This is a genomic window from Cryobacterium melibiosiphilum (assembly GCF_003602235.1).
GTDB classification, from domain to species: Bacteria; Actinomycetota; Actinomycetes; order Actinomycetales; family Microbacteriaceae; genus Cryobacterium; species Cryobacterium melibiosiphilum.
Genome location: NZ_QZVS01000084.1, coordinates 26,404 through 45,680, shown reverse-complemented (window position 1 = coordinate 45,680; position 19,277 = coordinate 26,404). Strand labels below are relative to the sequence as shown.

18 protein-coding genes are annotated in these 19,277 nt (G+C 70.3%); 10 read left to right on the top strand and 8 right to left on the bottom strand.

The features are described from left to right. The first annotated feature begins 10 nt into the window (after window positions 1–10). The 6 genes from D6T64_RS11270 (at window position 11) to uraH (ending at window position 5,435) form a co-directional block, all read left to right on the top strand. Window positions 11–859, top strand: a complete 849-nt coding sequence (locus D6T64_RS11270; protein WP_119974767.1) for a LysM peptidoglycan-binding domain-containing protein — start codon at window positions 11–13, stop codon at window positions 857–859. Window positions 860–1,053: 194 nt separating this feature from the next. Next, window positions 1,054–2,331: a pyridoxal-phosphate-dependent aminotransferase family protein gene (locus tag D6T64_RS11265; protein ID WP_119974823.1), complete on the top strand. Its 1,278-nt coding sequence runs from the start codon at window positions 1,054–1,056 to the stop codon at window positions 2,329–2,331. Beyond that, window positions 2,328–3,692 carry an allantoate amidohydrolase gene (locus D6T64_RS11260; protein ID WP_119974766.1) on the top strand — a complete coding sequence of 455 codons (1,365 nt, stop codon included), beginning with the start codon at window positions 2,328–2,330 and terminating at the stop codon, window positions 3,690–3,692. The genes D6T64_RS11265 and D6T64_RS11260 overlap by 4 nt, the downstream gene beginning before the upstream one ends. Beyond that, a complete protein-coding gene (locus tag D6T64_RS11255; protein ID WP_119974765.1) occupies window positions 3,689–4,537 on the top strand; it encodes a MurR/RpiR family transcriptional regulator in 849 nt (282 codons plus the stop codon). The genes D6T64_RS11260 and D6T64_RS11255 overlap by 4 nt, the downstream gene beginning before the upstream one ends. Before the next feature lie 35 nt (window positions 4,538–4,572). Further along, window positions 4,573–5,076, top strand: coding sequence for a 2-oxo-4-hydroxy-4-carboxy-5-ureidoimidazoline decarboxylase (gene uraD / locus D6T64_RS11250; protein ID WP_119974764.1), 504 nt, complete (start codon window positions 4,573–4,575; stop codon window positions 5,074–5,076). Further along, entirely contained in the window at window positions 5,073–5,435 is a 363-nt protein-coding gene (uraH, locus tag D6T64_RS11245; RefSeq protein WP_119974763.1) for a hydroxyisourate hydrolase, read from the top strand. The genes uraD and uraH overlap by 4 nt, the downstream gene beginning before the upstream one ends. Before the next feature lie 342 nt (window positions 5,436–5,777). On the opposite strand, the gene D6T64_RS11240 is transcribed toward uraH, so the two are convergent. Genes D6T64_RS11240 through allB form a run of 3 tightly spaced genes read right to left on the bottom strand, consistent with a single transcriptional unit; the run spans window position 5,778 to window position 9,634 of the window. After that, a complete protein-coding gene (locus tag D6T64_RS11240) occupies window positions 5,778–7,271 on the bottom strand; it encodes an amidohydrolase family protein (RefSeq protein ID WP_233551088.1) in 1,494 nt (497 codons plus the stop codon). 43 nt (window positions 7,272–7,314) lie between these two features. Continuing rightward, a complete protein-coding gene (gene pucL, locus D6T64_RS11235; RefSeq protein ID WP_119974762.1) occupies window positions 7,315–8,220 on the bottom strand; it encodes a factor-independent urate hydroxylase in 906 nt (301 codons plus the stop codon). 58 nt (window positions 8,221–8,278) lie between these two features. Next, window positions 8,279–9,634: an allantoinase AllB gene (gene allB, locus D6T64_RS11230; protein ID WP_119974761.1), complete on the bottom strand. Its 1,356-nt coding sequence runs from the start codon at window positions 9,632–9,634 to the stop codon at window positions 8,279–8,281. 291 nt (window positions 9,635–9,925) lie between these two features. On the opposite strand from allB, the gene D6T64_RS11225 reads away from it, so the two are divergent. From D6T64_RS11225 to D6T64_RS11210, 4 genes are read left to right on the top strand one after another with little or no spacing between them, the layout of a single operon-like run. Then, window positions 9,926–11,023 carry an ABC transporter substrate-binding protein gene (locus D6T64_RS11225; RefSeq protein WP_119974760.1) on the top strand — a complete coding sequence of 366 codons (1,098 nt, stop codon included), beginning with the start codon at window positions 9,926–9,928 and terminating at the stop codon, window positions 11,021–11,023. 9 nt (window positions 11,024–11,032) lie between these two features. Beyond that, on the top strand, window positions 11,033–11,899 hold the full coding sequence (locus tag D6T64_RS11220; RefSeq protein ID WP_119974759.1) for an ABC transporter ATP-binding protein: 867 nt from the start codon (window positions 11,033–11,035) through the stop codon (window positions 11,897–11,899). After that, window positions 11,896–12,729 (top strand): ABC transporter permease, encoded by an 834-nt coding sequence (locus tag D6T64_RS11215; protein ID WP_119974758.1) that lies wholly within the window; start codon window positions 11,896–11,898, stop codon window positions 12,727–12,729. Before D6T64_RS11220 ends, D6T64_RS11215 begins: the two co-directional genes overlap by 4 nt. After that, window positions 12,726–13,604 (top strand): ABC transporter permease, encoded by an 879-nt coding sequence (locus tag D6T64_RS11210; RefSeq protein ID WP_119974821.1) that lies wholly within the window; start codon window positions 12,726–12,728, stop codon window positions 13,602–13,604. The genes D6T64_RS11215 and D6T64_RS11210 overlap by 4 nt, the downstream gene beginning before the upstream one ends. Window positions 13,605–13,817: 213 nt before the next feature. On the opposite strand, the gene D6T64_RS11205 is transcribed toward D6T64_RS11210, so the two are convergent. The 5 genes from D6T64_RS11205 to clpS form a co-directional block, all read right to left on the bottom strand. Further along, window positions 13,818–16,838 (bottom strand): molybdopterin-dependent oxidoreductase, encoded by a 3,021-nt coding sequence (locus D6T64_RS11205; RefSeq protein ID WP_119974757.1) that lies wholly within the window; start codon window positions 16,836–16,838, stop codon window positions 13,818–13,820. After that, on the bottom strand, window positions 16,835–17,671 hold the full coding sequence (locus tag D6T64_RS11200) for an FAD binding domain-containing protein (protein ID WP_119974756.1): 837 nt from the start codon (window positions 17,669–17,671) through the stop codon (window positions 16,835–16,837). Before D6T64_RS11200 ends, D6T64_RS11205 begins: the two co-directional genes overlap by 4 nt. Window positions 17,672–17,947: 276 nt before the next feature. Further along, complete coding sequence (locus tag D6T64_RS11195) at window positions 17,948–18,304, bottom strand: VOC family protein (RefSeq protein WP_119974755.1); 357 nt, start codon at window positions 18,302–18,304, stop codon at window positions 17,948–17,950. A gap of 31 nt (window positions 18,305–18,335) precedes the next feature. Then, window positions 18,336–18,974 carry a DUF2017 family protein gene (locus tag D6T64_RS11190; protein WP_119974754.1) on the bottom strand — a complete coding sequence of 213 codons (639 nt, stop codon included), beginning with the start codon at window positions 18,972–18,974 and terminating at the stop codon, window positions 18,336–18,338. Next, entirely contained in the window at window positions 18,971–19,261 is a 291-nt protein-coding gene (gene clpS / locus D6T64_RS11185) for an ATP-dependent Clp protease adapter ClpS (RefSeq protein WP_119974753.1), read from the bottom strand. The genes D6T64_RS11190 and clpS overlap by 4 nt, the downstream gene beginning before the upstream one ends. Window positions 19,262–19,277: the final 16 nt, after the last annotated feature.

The following is a 19,277-nucleotide window of genomic DNA, read 5'->3' as shown; positions in this document are numbered from 1 at the left end:
AGGGGGAAACATGACCACACTCACGACCACACCACACGATCTGTCCCAGCGTGCGCGCCCGAAACTGTCACTCGCCGTGGCGCTGGGGGCCGCGCTCGTGCTCACCGGGTGCGCCGCGATATCCGTCTCGGCGCCCGAGGCTACGTCGACGACGGATGCCGCAACGGACACCACCGCACAGCCCGCCACCCTAGCCCCGGGCCAGGTCATCGGCACCGGAGCCTTCGCCTCCGCCGATGGCGACACCACCGGCGTGCTGACCATTTCGGCCGCCACCGGCACCGAGGGGTTCGGGGGCACCGAGGGGTTCGCGACCGACGAGGGCTACTTCACCATGCGGCTCACGGACTTCACCTCTGACGAGCCCGGCCCTCTGACGCTGCTGCTCGGCCCGCCGTCGGTCACCGCCGACACGGAGTGCTTCGACAGCGGCCGTCGGTTCTCCGCCGGCGAGGTGTCGACCGAGCCCACGCAGGATTTCGTGTTGGGCGACGAGACGGGGGATCCCAGCCACTTCGGCAACGCGGTGCTCACCCGCCCGAACGTTCCCGGCGACACCGAGTGCCTCGCATCCGTCGCCGCGGTCGCGCCCCTGGTCTGGACGCTCCCCGACCTGCGCTCGGGCCTCGACCCGACGGATGCCGGCTCCCGCACCCATGCCGCCGGCACCGTCGCCCTGACCGACGGGGTGCCGACGAGTTATGGCGTGGCGCCCGACGACGCGCTCGAGGTGATCGCCGAGCGCTTCGGCGTGACCGTGGACGACATCTTCTACCTGAATCCCGGCCGGAGCCCGAACCCGCGGGATCCGGTCGTCTACGCCGGCGAAACCCTCAACCTCGACCGCGCCCGGCGCTGATTGGGCCGGGCGGCATCCGGAGCGCATCCGTAGTCCCCTGAAACCTGCCTGAAACGTTCGTTGCGTAAACTAGCTAGATGAAACAACTGTTTCAGCAGCCTGAGGGGATGAAACAGATGAACGAGCGACCGATCACCACCGCGGGCACGCCGCGGCCGTCACGCCTGCCGATCAACCCGCCGCCGCGCCTGCTCATGGGCCCCGGCCCGATCAACGCCGACCCCCGCGTGTTGCGGGCCATGTCGGCGCAGCTCGTCGGCCAGTACGACCCGTCGATGACGGCCTATATGAATGAAACCCAGGAGCTCTACCGCGGCGTCTTCCGCACCGAGAACGAGCAGACCCTGCTCGTGGACGGCACCTCCCGCGCCGGCATCGAAGCCGCCCTGGTCTCCCTCATCGAACCCGGCGACCGGGTGCTCGTGCCCATCTTCGGCCGCTTCGGCCACCTGCTGCGGGAGATCGCCGAACGTGCCGGCGCCGAAGTGCACGTGCGCGAGATCGAGTGGGGCCAGGTCTTCACCCCCGAAGCGATCGAGCAGGCTATTCGCGAGACCCGCCCGAAACTGCTCGCGATCGTGCACGGCGACACCTCCACGACCGTGATGCAGCCCCTCGACGAGCTCGGCGCCATCTGCGCCCGCCACGGCGTGCTGTTCTACACCGACGTCACCGCCTCGCTCGGCGGCAACACCTTCGAAGCGGATGCCTGGGGCCTCGACGCCGTCACCGCCGGCCTGCAGAAATGCTTGGCCGGGCCCTCCGGGTCGGCGCCGTCGACCTTCTCGCCGCAGGCCGTGGAGGTCATCACCGCCCGCCGCAGCGTCGAGGCGGGGCTGCGCGAGAGCGGTGATGCCGGCCTGGCCAGCGGGCACAGCGTCATCCGCTCGAACTATTTCGACCTGGCGATGCTGTTCGACTACTGGGGCCCGCGCCGCCTGAACCACCACACCGAAGCGACGACCGCGCTCTACGGCGCCCGCGAGTGCGCCCGGCTGCTGGTCGAGGAGGGCATGCCCGAAGCGATCGAACGCCACCGCCTGCACGGCGCGGCGATGCTTGCCGGGGTGCGGGGCCTCGGCCTCGGAGTCTTCGGCGATGTCTCCCACAAGATGAACAACGTCGTCGCCGTCGAGATCCCCGACAGCGTGAACGGCGACGCCGTGCGCGGCTCGCTGCTCGCGGACTTCGGTATCGAGATCGGAACCTCCTTCGGGCCGCTGCACGGCAAGGTCTGGCGCATCGGCACCATGGGCTTCAACGCCCGCACCGACACCGTCATGACGACGCTCGCCGCGCTCGAACAGGTTCTGCGCCGCCAGGGCGCCGCGGTCACCGGCGGCGGCGGGGTCGGCGCCGCCTGGGACGTCTACGCCGACGCTGCTCAGGCCGACGCCGCGGATGCTGCCCGCTCGGTCGTCGCGGCGACCCCCGATCTCGGCGCCGCGGCCACCACCCGGGACACGGTATGAGCCCGGAGCCGATCACGCCCCGCAGCTCGGCCATCGCGGGCGGCCCGCCCGCGAGCACCGCGGCATCCGTCGTCATGAACCGCTGCGATGAACTCGCCACCCACTCGGCCCTGCCCGACGGACTCATCGAGCGGGTCTACCTCTCGCCGCAGCACGCCGCCGTCAATGCCCGCACCGGGCAGTGGATGCGCGCCGCCGGCCTCACGACCTGGCAAGACCCCGCGGGCAACCAGTGTGCCCGACTCGACGGCCACCGGCAAGGACTGCCCGCGCTGCTGCTCGCCTCCCACCTCGACACCGTGCCGAGCGCCGGGCGCTACGACGGAATCCTCGGGGTGCTGATCGCCCTCGCCGTCGCCGAACGCATCGCCGCGAGCGTTCCCGCCGCCGACCGTCCGGTCGCCCTCGAGGTGCTCGCCTTCGGCGATGAAGAGGGCACCCGCTTCGGCACTACCCTGCTCGGCAGCCGCGCCGTCGCCGGAACCTGGGACCCAAACTGGTGGACCCTCGAAGACGCCGACGGCGTCACCCTCCACGACGCCTACCTCGCGTTCGGCCTCGACCCGGCCGCCGTCGGCGCGGCCGCCCGCACCCCGGCCGAGCTCGTCGGCTACCTCGAGGCCCACATCGAGCAGGGCCCGGTGCTCGACGAGGCCGAGCTTCCGCTCGGGGTCGTCACCTCGATCGCCGGCGCCCGCCGCTTCCAGATCGTGGTCGAGGGCGCCGCCGGCCACTCCGGAACCCCTTGGGCCCGCCGCCGCGACGCCCTCGCCGGCGCGAGCGAGGCCGTGCTCGCGATCGAGCGCATCGCCCGCGGCGACGCCGGACACCCGACCGGGCTCATCGCCACCGTCGGCCACCTCGTGGTGTTCCCCGACGCCGTCAACGTCATCGCCGGTCGCGTCGAATTCAGCCTCGACCTGCGCGGCGAGTTCGACGACGCCCGCGACACCGCGTGGCTCGGCATCAAGGCGGCGATGACCGCGATGAGCGAGCGTCGCGGGTTGCAGGTCACCTGGGAGCAGACGCATTCCGCCTCGGCCGCGCACTGCAGCGAGCGGATGCGCGGGGTCGTCGCTGCGGGCATCCGCTCGACCGAAAGCGCCGAGCCGGACGCCGCCGCACCCCCGGAACTTTTCTCGATGGCGGGCCACGACGCGATGGCCCTCGCCGCCGTCACCGAGATCGGCATGCTGTTCGTGCGCTGCGCCGGGGGAGTGAGCCACCACCCCGACGAATCCGTCACCGAAGCGGATGTCGCCCGCGCCATAGACGCGCTCGAGGCCGCCGTTCTCGACCTGTTCGAGCAGTACCGCGCCGAGGCCGTGCCGGTCGGTGCCGAAGGATCGGACTCGCCATGACGGTCGTGAATATCGGCCAGCGCATCGACGGCCAATACGGGGAGCTGTCCCCGCAGGAACAGCGGGCGGCCGACTTCATCCTCGACCATCTGAGCGACCTCGCGGTGTACAACGCCTCCGAGCTCGCCCGGCTGAGCGGGGTCTCGAAAGCGACGGTGTCACGACTATTCCGGCGACTGGGCTTCCAGGATTCCGCCGAGGTGCGGGAGCACGCCCGGGCGCTGCGCAGCTACGGCTCGCCGGTCGGCGGCCCCGGCGCGTCGGCCGGCACCCCCTCGCGGCTCGCCGCTCACGTCGAGGCCGAGCAGGAGAACCTGCGCCGCATGCTGGTTGGCGTCGAAGACGGCCGGCTCGACGAGGCGTCCCGGCTCATCGCCTCGGCCCGCCACGTGCTCGTGATCGGCATGCGCAACAGCTATCCGCTCGCGCTGCACCTGCGGGAGCAGCTGATGCAGTCCCGCGACCGGGTCACGCTCGGCCCGGTGCCGGGCCAGTCGATCGGGGAGGACCTCGCCGAGCTCGGGCCGCGCGATGCCGTCGTCTTGTTCGGCTTTCGCCGCCGCGCCGCCGGATTCGCGCAGCTCGCCCAGGCGATCCAGCGCCGCGGGGTGCCGCTCGTGCTGATCGCGGACTCCTCCGCGCGCCGGCACAGCGACAAGGCCACCCACTGGCTGGAGTGCCCGATCGACAGCGTCTCGGCCTTCGACAGCTACGCCGCCGCGATGAGCCTGGTCAACCTGCTCGCGACCGGCGCGATGGGCGCGCACGTGCGCGAGAGCCGCACCCGCATCGCCGCAATCACGAGCGCCTACGAGGACCTCGACGAGCTCGAAGTTCCCTGGTAACCGCCGCCCTCCCGCGCCAGCCCTAAGCTGACGGTATGTCCCCGTCCCTCCTGACCCTCTCGCCGGAACAACTGCGCGAGCCGCTGCACGCCTGCCTCGCCGTGCCCCGCTGGATCGATGCCGTCGCCGCACACGCCCCCTACGCCTCGACCGCCGACCTGCTCGACGTCGCCCGCGACGCGGCCCTCTCGCTGACCCGCAGCGAGGTGGACGAAGCCATGCAGGAGCATCCGCGCATCGGCGAAGTCCCGGTGGCGGCACCCGAGCAGGCGCAGCGCTTCTCCCGCGCCGAACAAAACTCGGCCGACGCCGGCGACGAAACCCTTGCGGTGGCCATGCTCGAGGGTAATCGGGCGTACGAAGAACGATTCGGCCGGGTCTTCCTGATCCGCGCCGCCGGCCGCACCCGCGCCCAGATCCTCGAAGAACTGCACCGCCGCCTGGGGCTGTCCGACGAGGAGGAGGCCGTGATCGTGGCCCACGAGCTGCGCGACATCGCCCTGCTGCGCCTCGAAGCCCTCGCCGGGCGGGCCGAATGAGCGCCCGCAGCGCCATCACCACCCACGTTCTCGACGCGGTCACCGGCCGGCCGGCCGTCGGTGTGCCGGTGTCGCTCGAGCAGCTCGGCGCCACCGACGGCACCACCACCTGGGTCTGGCTCGCATCGGGGGTGACGGATGCCGACGGTCGCCTCGCCGACCTCGGCCCGGCCGCGCTGGCCCCCGGCCGCTACCGCGTGGTCTTCGACACCGGCAGCTTCTTCGCCCGCACCGCCACGCCCACCCTGTACCCCGAAGTGATCGTGTCGATCGAGCTGCCCGCCGACCCGGCGCTCGCGCACGTGCATGTTCCCCTGCTGCTCAGCCCGTTCGCCTACTCGACCTACCGCGGCAGCTGACCTCCTCAGGGGGCGTTCTGTGACACCTCGTGCCTCGAGGGGCGTTCTGTGACACCTCGCGGGCGAAGTGTCAGAGAACGCCCCATGCCGCGCGTGCCCTGGCAGCGTGTCGGCCCACCATGGGGCCATCTGTGACACCTCGTGGGTGAAGTGTCACAGATGGCCCCTTGGCCTTCGTGAGGTGTCAGAGAACGCCCCTTGGAGGCCCGCGAAGGGGCAATCTCTGACACTTCGCGGGGGGAATTTCTCCTCAGGGGGCGTTCTGTGACACCTCGTGGGCGAAGTGTCACAGAACGCCCCCTGGGGTGCGGTCCGGGGTGCAGAACTGCCCGCAGCGGGGGGCTAGTCGGCGGCGGGCGCCTGCACGCGGCGACCCTGCACGTAGACGCCGGTGATAGCCGGTTCGCGCAACCCCATCAGCAGCGCGAACAGGGTCTGCTCGGCCGGCGTGGGGGCATCCGCTTGCCCGGCCGAATCAGCAGCAGGCGAACGGATGCCGTGCTCGAGCACCCGGGAAAGCGGCGGCCACTCCTCGGGGTCGATCAACAGAAAGTCTGCGTCTTTGCCGAGGTCGAAGTTGCCGTAGCGGGCCTCCATATCGAGGGCCCGCGCGCCGGCGAGGGTACCCGTGAACAGCAGCGCGGCCGGGTCGATGGCGACGCCGTCGTCGCCGGGCTCGGACAGGTGTGTCTTGTAGGCGTCGTTGAGCACCCGGGAGACGAGCCATTCGTCGCCGGCGCCGACATCCGTGCCGATCGCCACGGTCACGCCCGCGGCGATCGTGCGCAGCCACGGCATCGTGCCCGATCCGAGAAACTGTTGCGAGGTCGGGCAGTGCGCGATCGACGACCCGGTCGCGGCGAGCCGGGCCAGCTCGGCATCGGTGCAGTGCACCGCGTGCGCGAGGATGCTGCGCCGCCCCAGCAGGCTCGACCCGCCGCGCGTCGATCCGGGCAGGAACAGTCCGTCATAGGTGTCGAGGTAGGTGTCGACCCCGTACACCGCCTTCACGGCATCGATTTCGCCGGTGATCGGCCGATTGTTCTCGTTGAGGTGGCTGTGGAAATATACGCCGTCGTCCCGGACGCGTTCGTACAGGGCGCCGAGACCGGCGAGGGTTTCGGGTGTGACCGAGAGGCTGAACCGGGGCACGAGCGCGACCTGCAGCAGTGCGGTCGTCGGGTCGCCGGTGTCGACGGCGTGCCAGCGGGCGATCTCCTCCTCGGCCAGCCGCAGGGCATCCGCTTCGCTCGTGAGCAGGGCCTGGGCGGCCGGCGACCCGACCGTCTGGATGCCGCGGCCGCTCACCACCCGCAGTCCGGCCCGGCGGGTCTCCTCGAAGAGCGAGTCCTGCGCGTGCGCAAACGCCGACCCGAAGACCAGGGCGCTCGTGGTGCCGGCGTTGATGCGGGCGCGGGTGAAGTCCCGCGCGACCTGGGCGGCGAAGGCCGCGTCGGCGAGCTCGGCCTCGGCCGGAAAAATGCAGGTCTCGAGCCATTCCAACAGCTGGCCGCCGCCGTAGGCATCCGTCGTGTAGGTCTGCGGAAAATGCACGTGCGTGTCGACGAAGCCCGGCACGATGAACCCGGCGCGGCTCACCGGCAGGGCGGCGAACTCGGCGGGCAGCGCCTCGAACTCCCCGACCCAGGCGATGGTGCCCGTCGTGCTCGTGACGAGGGCGCCAGCCGGCAGCGACACGAGGTGGTCGTGGGCCTGCTGCACGGTCGGTGCCCCGGCGACGTGAAAGATATGGCCGCGGTACACGTGGGCGCGGCTGGCGGTCGAGTCGGGGTCGGCGACGGATGCCCCGGGCCCGCCCTCTGCAGAAAAGGTCACCCCCCAGCTTGCCATGCTCACGGGCAGCCTCCGGTCGCGGGGACTACACGAGCCCGGTGTAGGAGTCCCACGCGGGCCCGGCATCCTCGGCGTCATCGTGCAGCACCGTCGCCTGGATCAGCCCGTAGGGCCGGTCCGCGGCGTGGAACACCTCGTTGGTGTTCTCGACCCCGAACGGCGACAGGTCGTAGAGAAAATGGTGCTTGTTCGGTGCCGACAGGCGGATCTCGGCGATGAACGGGCAGGCCTCGAGTACGGCCTTGCCCATCTCGTAGAGCGTCTGCTGCAGGGCGAGCGAGTGCACGAGGGCGAACTGGCGCAGCAGGATCTGCTTGATCTGCAGGTACGCGGCCTCCCAGTCCACGTCAGTGCTGCTGAAGCGCCAGCCCGCATCCAGAGAGGTGGCCATCACCCGGTCCCCGGTCGGCTCCAGCAGCGTGTACTCGTCGTGCATGAACCCGGTGAACTCCGACCCGGTTGATTTCAGGATGACCAGATCTTTCAGTCCGCCGACCACCCAGGTGCGCTGGTCTTGCCCGCTGCCGTCGACGGTGATCGCGGCGGTGCGTACCTCCTGCCCGCGCCGCACCCAGGTGTGGTCGTGCTCGCTGCCGTCGATCACCACGCGTTCCCAGGCGAACTCCTCGATCTCGATGCGGGCGGTCTGCACGGGTTCGACGTGATCGACGAAGTGCCCGGCAAGGTCGAGGCCGTAAGTCTCGATCGAGAGCAGCCCCTTTTCTTTGGCGAACGAATAGGCGGTCTGTTTCTGGGTGTCGGTCGGCAGCACCAGGGACTGGTCCCCGGCGAGGTGGGCGGCGGCGAAATCCCCGCGCAGCGCCGTCGAGACGCTGATGTCGTGAATCTCGTGCCGGGGCGTGTCGCGGTAGATGCGCACGATGCGGTTTTCCGCCTTGCCGTACCGGTTCGGGCCGAGAACGATCGCCATGGGGACTCCTTCAGTTGCGGTGACTGCTGGTGCGGACAGGGGACAAATCCGTGTGGGCTCAGGGGCAGGGGCGGCGCAGCACCCCGAGCGGCACTCCGGCGATTCCGTCGTCGACCGCGTAGACGGATGCCCCCGCCAGCCAGGTGCGCTGCACCCGACCGGTCAGGGTGGCGCCGTCGAAGGCGCTGATCGGGTTCTTGTGCCGCAGCCGGCTCACATCCACCGTGAAGCTCTCGGCGGGGGCGAAGGCGACCAGGTCGGCATCCGCTCCGACAGTGATGCGGCCCTTGGTCGGCAGCCCGGCGAGCCCCGCAGGGGCGACGCTCATCCAGCCGAGCACCCGCTCCAGGGGGATGCCGCGCTCGGCGGCGGCAGTCCAGACGGCGGCGAGGCTCAGCTGCAGGCCCGAGATTCCGCCCCAGGCCAGGCCGAAGTCGCCGCCGTGGCCGAGTTTCAGCGCCCGGGTCGACGGTGAGTGGTCGCTGGCGATCAGGTCGATCACGCCGCTCTCGAGGCCCTGCCACAGCAGGTCCCGGTTGGCGGCGCTGCGAATCGGCGGGCAGCACTTGAACGCGGTCTCGCCGTCACCGATCTGCTCGGCGCTGAAGAAGAGGTAGTGCGGGCAGGTTTCGACCGTGATCGGCAGGCCCTCGGCGCGTGCTGCGGCGAGCTGGGGCAGCGCCGCCGCCGACGACAGGTGCAGGATGTGGGCGCGCACCCCGGTGCGGCGCACGGTTTCGATGACGTGGCCCACGGCATCCGTCTCGCTGCGGTCGGGGCGGCTGGCGACAAAATCGCGGTAGGCATCGCCGCCGCCGTTCGCCGCGCTCTCCAACACGGCCGGATCCTCGGCGTGCACCAGCAGGAGCCCGTCGAAGGCGGCGATCTCGTCGGCCGCCGCTTCGAGCTGGGACAGCGACAGGTGCGGAAACTCGGGCACCCCCGACGGCGACAGGAACGCTTTGAAGCCGAACACGCCGGCGTCGTGCAGCTCGCGCAGGTTGCCGCGGTTGGCCGGGATCGCTCCGCCCCAGAAGCCCACGTCGACGGATGCCTTCGGACCGGCCGCGCGCCGCTTCTGTTCCAGCGCGCTCACCGTGCAGGTGGGCGGCAGGCTGTTCAGCGGCATGTCGATGATGGTCGTGACGCCACCGGCGGCCGCCGCGAGGGTCGCACTCGCGAAGCCCTCCCAGTCGGTGCGGCCGGGTTCGTTGACGTGCACGTGGGTGTCGACGAGGCCGGGGATGAGCACCTGGTCGGGCGGCAACACGACGTCGTCGCGGGCGGCCAGGGTGGCGTCGATGGGCTCGATGGCGGCGATCCGGCCGCCGCGCACGGCGACGGCGGCCGGCACGAAACCGCCGCCGGTCAGCACGCGCTGGCCGCGAATCACGAGGTCGCAGGCAGAGGACATCGTGCTCCTTGGTGGGGTGTGTCGGGCGCAAACGCCGGTTTGACCGGCCCCGAATCGGGCCGTGAATTCGACTGTACTGAAATCTTTGGGTCGGTATCGGGCACTTGTGAAACGTGTGTGACACACGAAACCTGATCGTTGCACCCGGCCCGGATCGGTAACCTGCCTGACGCATAGCCGATGCGGAAGCGACACACGTTCGGCTTAGGTTCGGGTCAGCCGAACGCGTCCCGCGCCCGGTTTCTCGCCCGCCGGCGCAGCAGTCGGCCCCCGCCCACACCGAGAGGCCCCATGACCCAGCCCCTTCGCTCCCACTTTGCCAGCCTTCGCCGGGCCCGCCGCACCGTGCAGGCAATCGCCGCCGCGCTGCTCGTCTCGGTCGCCCTGAGCGCGTGCGCCGGCAGCGCGGACGATTCCGATGCCGGGGCAGCGGATGCCGCGGCCGACGGTTTCGGCGCCGCGAGCATCCAGCTGTCCTGGATCAAGAACGCCGAATTCATGGGGGAGATCGTCGCCGAGAACGAGGGCTACTTCACCGACGCCGGGTTTGACTCGGTCGACCTCGTCGCCGGGCCGTCGGCCATCGAAGCCAGCGTGCTCGCCGGAACAGTCGACATGGGAATCGGCAACGCAGTGTCGACCGGCACGGTGGTCGCCAACGAGGGTGCTCCCTTGAAGATCATTGGTGCCACCTACCAGAAGAACCCGTTCTCGATCCTGTCCCTCGAGGACAACGGCAACATCGCCACGATCGACGATCTGAAGGGCAAGACGATCGGCGTGCAGGCCAGCAACCTGAACCTGTGGGAGGCCTTCCTCAAGGTCAACGACATCGACGAGGCCGACGTGACGACGCTGCCCGTGGAATACGACCCGACCCCGCTCTTCAACGGCGAGGTCGACGGCTGGTTCGCCTACCTGACGAACGAGTCCATCGACGCCGACCTGAAGGGCCTGAAACCGGTCAACCTACCGCTCGCCGACAACGGCCTGCCGTTCGTGGCGGAGACCTTCACCGTCACCGACGACGCCCTGGAAAACGACCGGGAGAAGCTCAAAGCCCTGCTGGTGGCCGAGATTCGCGGCTGGACCGACGCGCTGAAAGACACCGACATGGCCGCGACTCTCGTCGTCGAGGGCTTTGGCAGCGAGTTCGGCCTGACGATCGAGAAAGAGACCCTGCAGGCCGAGATCCAGGCCGCCGACCTCGTGGTGAGCGAGGAGACCGCCGAGAACGGGTTGTTCACGATCAGCTCCGACCTGCAGGACGAGAGCATCTCCACCCTCGCGGCCGCCGGCATCACGGTCACGGCCGACCAGCTCTTCGACCTGAGCCTGCTCGCCGAGGTCTACGACGAGAACCCCGAGCTGCTCGACTACACGAACTAGGGCGCCTGAGTGAGCATCCCGTTGGGTACCGTGCCGAGCACCGGCCTGCACATCTCCGGCCTGCACAAGGTCTTCGCGGTCGGGCGCACGGAGGTCGTGGCGCTCGAGAACGCGACCCTGCACACCGACAAGGGCACCTTCCTGTCGCTGCTCGGTCCGTCGGGGTGCGGAAAGTCGACGATCCTGCGCATTCTCGCGGGGCTCGAGACGGCGACCAGCGGCACGACCTTCGTCGACGGCAAGACGCCGGCCGAGCTGAAAAACGACCATCAGCTCGGCATCGCGTTCCAGGATTCGGCGCTGCTGCCGTGGCGCAGCGTGCGCGGCAACATCAGGCTGCCGTTCGAGGTCGCCCGCATCCCGGTCGACGAGGCCTACATCACCGAGCTCATCCACCTCGTCGGCCTCGACGGGTTTGAGACGGCGAAACCGGCGCAGCTGTCCGGCGGCATGCGCCAGCGGGTCTCGATTGCTCGCTCGCTCGTGCTGAAGCCCTCGGTGCTGCTGCTCGACGAACCCTTCGGAGCACTCGACGACATGACTCGGCAACGGCTCAACACGGAGTTGCTGCGCATCTGGACCGAGAAGCCCGCGACGACCCTCATGGTCACGCACGGCATCGCCGAGGCGATCTTTCTCTCCGACCAGGTCGCCGTGATGAGCGCGCGGCCCGGGCGGGTGAAGCAGGTGATCGAGATCGACCTGCCGCGTCCGCGGCATCCGGAGATGATGCGCACCCCCGAGTTTCACGCCCTCCACGACCAGGCGTCGGAGCTTTTGTTCGGCGGGGCGGCCGCGGATTCGGCCGCTGACTCGGCTGCCGATGCGCCTGACGATTCGGCACGGCCCGTTCAACACGCCGGAAAACGGGCATGAGCGGCACGACACCCGTGGCCGCACGGCTCCCGTTGCGCCTGCCCGGTTGGGCGACCGGTCTGTTCGGCGCCGTGATCGTGATCGCCCTCTGGTGGTTCGGCGCCGCGACCGTCTTTCGCGATGTCGGCTCGATGCCGGGCGGCGCGATCCCGACGCCCGGCGATGTCGCGGTGCAGTTCGTCACCGACGGCTGGTTGTTCTACTGGCCGCACATCGCGGTCACGGCGACAGAGGCCGTCACCGGCTTTCTCTGGGGCACCGGCCTGGCTCTGCTGCTCGCCGGCCTTGTACTCGTCGTTCCGCGGGTCGAGAAGGTCGCCCTGCAGATCGCCGTCATCACCTACTGCGTGCCGATCGTGGCGATCGGCCCGATCGCGTACATCGTCATCGGCGCCCCACCCGGTGGCCAACCCGCGGGTACGGCCGTGTTCCTCGCCGCCCTCTCGGTTTTCTTCACGACGGTCGTCGGTTCGCTCGTCGGACTCAAGGCAGCGGATGCCGCCAGCCTCGACCTCGTGACGGCCTACGGCGGCAGCCGCTTCACCCAACTGCGCAAGGTGCGGCTGATCTCGGCACTGCCGAGCGTTCTGACCGCACTGCAGGTCGCCGCGCCGGCGGCGTTTCTCGGAGCGATCCTCGGCGAGTACCTTGGCGGCGTCGAGCGGGGGCTCGGCATCGCGATGCTGGTTGCCGGGTCCTCTGCCAACGTCGACCGCGTCTGGGCCCTGGCCGTCGTGGCCGGTGTGGTCGCCGGAATCGGCTATGCCCTGTTCGCCGTCGTCTCCCGGTTTGCGACGCCGTGGTCCAGCGGACGGGCGGTGAGGCGATGACCGCGGTCACGGCTCGGCGCGCGGCGCGGGGCGCCGTGGCGGGCGAGGCGAGCGGGGTGGGGAGCGGAGCATCCGCTGCCCGCGGAGTGGGAGCGAGTGTAGGCAGAGCGGTTCTCACCGGCCTGATCACGCTCGTGGTCGTGGTGCTCGCCGGGCAGGGGCTGCTGCTCGTGCTCGGGGTGTCGCCGTTCCTCGCCAAGGGGCCGCTCGACGTGTGGACGTGGCTGTTTACGGTGCCGGCCGCGGCCGAAAACCGTGCGCTCATCGCTGAGAACCTGGTGGTCACCCTGGGCGATGCGTTCCTCGGATTCACCGCCGGCCTCGTCGCCGCGACACTGCTTGCGACCCTGTTCACGCTGTCCCGTGGGGTGGAGAGCGCACTGATGCCGATCGCCCTGCTGTTGCGGTCGGTGCCGCTCGTGGCCCTCGCCCCCGTGATCAGCCTCATCACCGGGCGGGGACTCACAACCGTGGTCGTGATGGGCAGCATCGTGGTGCTGTTTCCCGCGCTGGTGAACATCGCGTTCGGGCTGCGGTCGGCGTCGCCGCAGATCAGCGATGTGATCGCCGTCTACGGCGGAAACGCGTTCACGGCGCTGCGCAAGGTGGCACTGCCGAGTTCGCTGCCGTCCTTCTTCGCGGCGGTGAAGATCTCGATTCCGGGGGCGATCACCGGGGCCCTGCTCGCGGAGTGGCTCTCGACCGGCACCGGACTCGGCAACGGCATCGTGACGGCGGTCGCGCAGGTGAAGAACTTCGAGGTCTGGGCATCCGTCGTCGCGATCACGGTCGTGTCGCTCGTGCTCTACGGTCTCGCCCAGCTCGTGGAGACCCTGGTGCTGCGCCGCATGGGCATGGAGCAGTCCACGAACTAGGGCACGGATCGCGTGCGACGCGGTGGTGGGTTTCGACCATTCCCGAGCCACGTGCACGCCGCGCGGTCATGGGGCCATTCTTGGCGTCTCGCGCGCGAGTTGCCACAGAACGCCCCTTGACCAGTCTCCACCCATCGCGAGTTGCCGAAAATGGCGCCTTGAATCGATTTCACGGCCCCATGGATCGCGGCTCTTCCCCGAGACGCCCTGGCTTCAGGGCTGCAGCGCCCGCCAGATGCGGTCGCGGGACATCGGCAGCTCACATAAGCGGATGCCCAGCGCATCACGCACCGCATTGGCCAGCGCGGGCGCGACCGGGTTGTAGGTCGACTCGCTCATCGACTTCGCGCCGAACGGGCCGAGCTCGTCGCGGGTCTCGGCGAAGTAGACCTCGGTGACCGGCAGGTCCGCGAGCTGGGGCACGTGGTAGTTGCGCAGCACCCGGGTCAGCACCGTGCCGGCGCCGTCGAGCGTGACCTCTTCGAACAGTGCCGTGCCGATGGCCTGGGCTACGCCGCCCTCGACTTGGCCGCGTACCTGTTCCGGGTTCATGAGCGTGCCGGCATCCGCTGCCTGGACGGACTGAAGAATGCGCACCTCGCCGGTGAGGGTGTTCACGGCGACGCGGAAGGCGTGCACGTTGAAGGCGAGCGAGCGCTGGGCGCCGTGCTCGTCGGCGACGCCGCGCAGCACGCCGGTGACGGATGCCCCGGTCGGCACTGCCCACCGGGCGTCTGCCCCGCGGTCTGGCGCCACGGGTGTGGTGGGTGCCGCGGGTGTCGTGGCCTGGGCCGCGGCGGCCGCGAGTGCCGTCAGCGGAACGACGACCGGGCCGCAGCGCAGGCCGTGGGCTTCGAGGGTGAAGTCTTCGGCGCGCAGCCCGGTCTGAGCGGCCGCCGCCTGGCGCAGCAGGCCGGCGAGCCGGGTCGCCGCGCCGAGCACGGCCTTGCCGGCGACAACCACTCCGGCTGAGCCGAACGCCCCGGTGTCGTAGCCGGCGTCGTCGGTGTCGGAGTGCCGAATCAGCACCCGGTCGGCGGTGGTCAGCAACGCGGTCGCCACGATCTGCGCGTGCACTGTGGTGGTACCGTTGCCGAACTCGGTGGTGCCGACCCGCACGGTGTAGCGGCCGTCAGCTTCGAGGGTCACGCTGGCCTGCGAGTGGTGTCCGCGCGGGGGAGTCGTCGCGATCATCGAGGAGGCCATTCCGCTGCCGATCCGCCACTCCGGGCCGGTCGGCGCGGCGTGCCCGTTGCCGCGGGCGAGCGCCGCCTCGGCGAGGTCGAGGCACTGGTCGAGGCCGTAGCTTCCCGAGAAGCCGATGTCGTCGCCCTCCGCGGTGGTGACGACCAGCGCGTCCCCGGGCTTGACCGAGTTCATGCGCCGCAGTTCGAACGGGTTCAGGCCGAGCCGCACGGCGAGCTCGTCGAGCGCGGACTCGATGGCGTAGATCATCTGGCCGAGCCCGTACCCGCGAAACGCTCCCGATGGCGGGTTGTTCGTGTACACGCACTCCGCATCGATGCGTTTGTTGGGCACGTTGTAGAGCGCGACCGACTCTGAGGTGCCGTGGAACATGACGCCCGGTCCGTGGTTGCCGTACGCGCCGGTGTCGCTCAACACGTCGAGCTGCAGCGCGGTCAACCGCCCCGCGCCCGTCGCTCCGAGGGTGACCCGCACCCGAATCGGATGCCGCACGGTCGCTCGGGTCAGCTCGTCGGTGCGGGTGAATTCGTACTGCACCGGGCGCTTGGTCGTGAGCACGGCGAGGGTCACGAGGTCTTCGGTCAGAAGCTCCTGCTTGCCGCCGAAACCGCCGCCGACCCGCGCGGTGAACACCCGCACGCCCTCGACCGGCAGGTCGAAGATGCGGCAGATCTCCCGCTGCACGAGAAACGGCACCTGGGTGCTCGTGCGCAGCACCAGCCGGTCGTCCTCCAGCCAACCGATCGTTCCGTGGGTCTCGAGTTGGGTGTGTGCGATGCGCTGAGTCTGCCAGGTGCCACTGACAGTCGTATGGGCCTCGGCGAGGGCGGCCGCCACGTCGCCGAACTCGCCGTGCAGGGCGGCCACGAGGTTGCGCGACGGATCGTGGATGCGGCTCGCCGCGGCATCCGCCTGCCCGTGCACGAGGGGGGCGCCGGGCGCGCGCGCGAGCTCCGGGTCGAAGACGGCCGGCAGCAGTTCGTAGTCGACCTCGATCAGGCGGGAGGCGGCCTCGGCGATGCCGACGGTGTCGGCGACGACCGCCGCGACGCGCTGCCCGCGAAAGCGCAACACCCGGTCGAAGACGAGGGTGTCGTCGGGGTCGTCGAAGCGGCTTTCGTGCCGCGCGGTGCTGAACCGGGTTGCGGGGGAGTCCTCCCAGGTGAGCACGGCGTGCACGCCGGGCAGCGCGCGGGCGGCGGCCGCGTCGACGTGCCGGATGCGGGCGTGCGCGTGCGGGCTGGCCAACACGCTGAGGTGCAGCAGCCCGGTCACGGCCACGTCGAGGGTGAAGGGTTCCTGCCCGGTGACCACGCGGCGGCCGGCGAGGGCGCCGAGCGAGGTGCCCACCAGTCCTCCCTCGGCGCGCGGCACCCGGCCGGTGCGAACCAATGGCCCGAGCGTCGCGGTTCCGGAGGCACCTGCGTGCGCCGCGATTCCGCTCTCCCCGGCGACGGATGCGGGCTCGGCGACGGATGTCCCGGGCTCGGCGATGCCGCAGCCGGCGGCTGCGAGAGGGCCGGCACCGCAGCCCGCCGCGGGGTGCGGTTCGTGGCTCGGCCCCTCGGCCGGGGTGTGCTGCCCGCGGATCGCGTCGTCGATCGCCCGGTAGCCGGTGCAGCGGCAGAGGTTGCCCTTGAGCAGCCGCGGCAGGTCTTCGAGGTCGTCGTCACTCAGGGTGGAGGCCGTCACGACCATGCCGGGAGTGCAGAATCCGCACTGGAAGCCGGCCGCGTCGACAAAACGTTGCTGCACCGGATGCAGCACGGCTTCGGTGTCGGAAGGCGCGGACTCGCGGGCACCGCCGAGGCCTGCAGCGGTCGTGACCGCTGCCCCGTCCGCCCGGAAGGCGGGGTAGATGCAGGAGTGCACGGCCACCCCGTCGAGCAGCACCGAGCACGCGCCGCAGTCGCCGGTGTCACAGCCCTTTTTGACCTCGAAGTGCTGCTGGTCGCGCAGGAAGGTGCGCAGGCACTGCCCGGCCGAGGCCGGAGCCTCGACCGATTCGCCGTTGATCTGGAGTTTCATTCGGGTTCCTCCGTGGTGGCGCTGAGCTCGACACGGATCTCTTCGCCGAGAACCTCGCTCACCGCGCGCCGCCAGTCGGCGGCGCCGTGGGCATCCGTGAACCAGCACTCGATTGCCGCGATATGGGCGGCGAGCGTGGTCGCGGAGGGGATGCTCGGGTAGTCCAGCAGCAGCGGCCGCAGGGTGCCGCCGGTGACCGTGAGCGTGAAGCGGCCGTCGCGTGCGAGGCGTCCGGCGAGCACCGCGCCCGAGCGACCGATCGGCGAGAGGGCGATCTTGCGGAATGCCGTGCGGGAGGCGAGGGCGTCGGCCGACACGTGAATCGAGCGCAGCACATCCGTCGACTCGAGGATCGTGGTCATGTTGCCGGTGACGAACGTCGCGGCGGGCACCCGCAGGTCGGTGCCGTCGCCGCGCCAGATCAGCAGTTCGGCGTCGAGCGCGACCGCGAGGGTGATCATGGGGCCGGCGGGCAGGGCTGTGGCGAGGTTGCCGCCGACCGTCGCGACGTTCCAGACCTTGAAGGAGCCGAACAGGGCCGTGCAGCACTGATAAAACAACGGATGCGCCGCCCAGGCCGCGTCCCCGGCCAGATTCGGCAGGTCGGCGAGCTCGGCGAGGGTGCAGGTCGCGGCGATCTCCAGCCCGCCGTCGTCGGTCAGGGCGAGCGCCGGCCAGCGAAAAGCGAGCAGGTCGACGAGCCCGGTGAGCTCCACCCGCGGATCGGCGAACAGCTCGCTACCCCCGGCCAGAGGCACGACTCCCGGGCCGAGCAGCCGCAGGTCATCGCGGTGCCGGGCGGGGGTGATGCGGGTAACGGTGTTCAGGTCCAAGCTGTCCTCCGACGGGGTGGGGCGACGGGCTGACGGCATTGTCGGGCGTGGGGCGGTGCGGGCTGAACCGGTCGTTGCGCGGGGGCATTCCCCCGCGGATGTCCCGGTTCCGTTCCAGACTACTGGGACGCGGGGGCCGCCCCGGCGTCACTTCGCTGTTTCCCTGGCGCACTCCCCGCGCAGCGGCGCAGTACCCGCGCACCTGGTGCGACGCGCTCACGTCGGGTGGCGCAGTACCCGCGCAGCGGCGCAGTTACCGCGCACTGCGGAAAGTGGCTAGTACTCGACCCGAAAGCCGCCGATGAAGGTGATCGTATTGCCGTCGGGATCGGTCAGCGTTGACAGCTGCACGCCCTTGTTGGCGAGCACGGTCCCGCCCGGAGTCAGTCCGCGGGCGGTGAGCTCGGCGAGGTGCTGCGGCAGGTCATCCACCGCGACGTTCAGCAGGCCGGTGCCGGCGCGCTCGGCATCGTGGGTGACCTGCACCCAGCCCGAGTCGGTCACCTGCCACTCCACGAGCAGTCCCTTCATTGGCAGGTTGTCGGCGGGCCGGCCGAACAACTGCTCGTACCAGGCATGGGCGGCGTCGAAGTCGGCCACGGGAACGACGGCCAGCAGGTGTGCGATGGGCATGTGGGGCATCCGTTCTGAGCGCTAAAGCGGGCTACACGTCGATGGCGTACACGAGCGACTCCTGCACCATGCCGAGCCAATCGTAGAGGCCGCCGAGAAAGCTGGCCTCCTCGCCCTCGAGGCGGATCTCGCCGTCGGGCCCGATCAGCAGCCGCTCGGCGAGGGTCAGGCGCAGGTCGGTCAGGGTGCGCAGCCACGCTTGCACCGCGGCGGCGTCCAGGGTGATCGCGACGGTTTCGGTCGCGTCCAATTCGACGGATGCTTCCGGCTCCGTTTCGTGCACCAGGTCGAGGTCGGTCCGGTCCAGGTCGGTGAGTTCCTCGCCCGCGGAATCGAATCCGGGGGAGTCGAACCCGGGGGCCTCATTGAGGGTGTCGAGCACCGAGCGGGCGTTGCGCGCCTTGGCGGCGAGCAGGTCGTCGCTCGTGAACCGGCGAAACTCGGCCGCCGCCTCGGGGTCGTCGCGGTAGGCGTCGGGCAGCAAGCGCTGGAAGGCCGGATCGGTCAGGGCCGACTGGGGATCGGTGGTCGCGGCATCGAGCATGTCGACGAGCTGGGTGGCGGCCAGGCGCAGCAGGTCGATTTCGATCGCCTCGAAGCGGGCGGAGACGACGATCGGTCCGGGCTCGCCACTTTCCGGAGCGTCACCGCCGGGCTGGAACGGCATCATGCGTCGTCCTTGGCGAGGGTCGCCCAGAGGCCGAAGCCGTGCATGGCCTGCACGTGGCGCTCCATGGCCTCGCGGTTGCCGGTCGCGACGACCGCGCGGCCGTTGTTGTGCACCTGCAGCATCAGGCGCTCGGCTTCGGCGGCGGGTACCCCGAAATAGCTGCGGAAGACATAGGAGACATAGGACATGAGGTTGACGGGGTCGTCCCAGACGAGGGTGATCCACGGGCGCTCGAGGGAGACCGAGTCGCGCAGGTCCAGATCGGGAAGTTCAACGGTTAAAGCCACCCTCCCAGCCTAAGCC

Excerpts from the sequence above, each read along its gene's own strand:
- D6T64_RS11215 (WP_119974758.1), top strand. The coding sequence starts at position 11,896 with ATGAGCGGCACGACACCCGTGGCCGCACGGCTCCCGTTGCGCCTGCCC.
- D6T64_RS11210 (WP_119974821.1), top strand. The coding sequence starts at position 12,726 with ATGACCGCGGTCACGGCTCGGCGCGCGGCGCGGGGCGCCGTGGCGGGC.
- uraH (WP_119974763.1), top strand. The coding sequence starts at position 5,073 with ATGAGCGCCCGCAGCGCCATCACCACCCACGTTCTCGACGCGGTCACC.
- D6T64_RS11190 (WP_119974754.1), bottom strand. The coding sequence starts at position 18,974 with ATGATGCCGTTCCAGCCCGGCGGTGACGCTCCGGAAAGTGGCGAGCCC.
- D6T64_RS11270 (WP_119974767.1), top strand. The coding sequence starts at position 11 with ATGACCACACTCACGACCACACCACACGATCTGTCCCAGCGTGCGCGC.
- pucL (WP_119974762.1), bottom strand. The coding sequence starts at position 8,220 with ATGGCGATCGTTCTCGGCCCGAACCGGTACGGCAAGGCGGAAAACCGC.
- D6T64_RS11255 (WP_119974765.1), top strand. The coding sequence starts at position 3,689 with ATGACGGTCGTGAATATCGGCCAGCGCATCGACGGCCAATACGGGGAG.
- D6T64_RS11205 (WP_119974757.1), bottom strand. The coding sequence starts at position 16,838 with ATGAAACTCCAGATCAACGGCGAATCGGTCGAGGCTCCGGCCTCGGCC.
- D6T64_RS11195 (WP_119974755.1), bottom strand. The coding sequence starts at position 18,304 with ATGCCCATCGCACACCTGCTGGCCGTCGTTCCCGTGGCCGACTTCGAC.
- D6T64_RS11265 (WP_119974823.1), top strand. The coding sequence starts at position 1,054 with ATGGGCCCCGGCCCGATCAACGCCGACCCCCGCGTGTTGCGGGCCATG.
- D6T64_RS11225 (WP_119974760.1), top strand. The coding sequence starts at position 9,926 with ATGACCCAGCCCCTTCGCTCCCACTTTGCCAGCCTTCGCCGGGCCCGC.
- D6T64_RS11260 (WP_119974766.1), top strand. The coding sequence starts at position 2,328 with ATGAGCCCGGAGCCGATCACGCCCCGCAGCTCGGCCATCGCGGGCGGC.
- uraD (WP_119974764.1), top strand. The coding sequence starts at position 4,573 with ATGTCCCCGTCCCTCCTGACCCTCTCGCCGGAACAACTGCGCGAGCCG.
- allB (WP_119974761.1), bottom strand. The coding sequence starts at position 9,634 with ATGTCCTCTGCCTGCGACCTCGTGATTCGCGGCCAGCGCGTGCTGACC.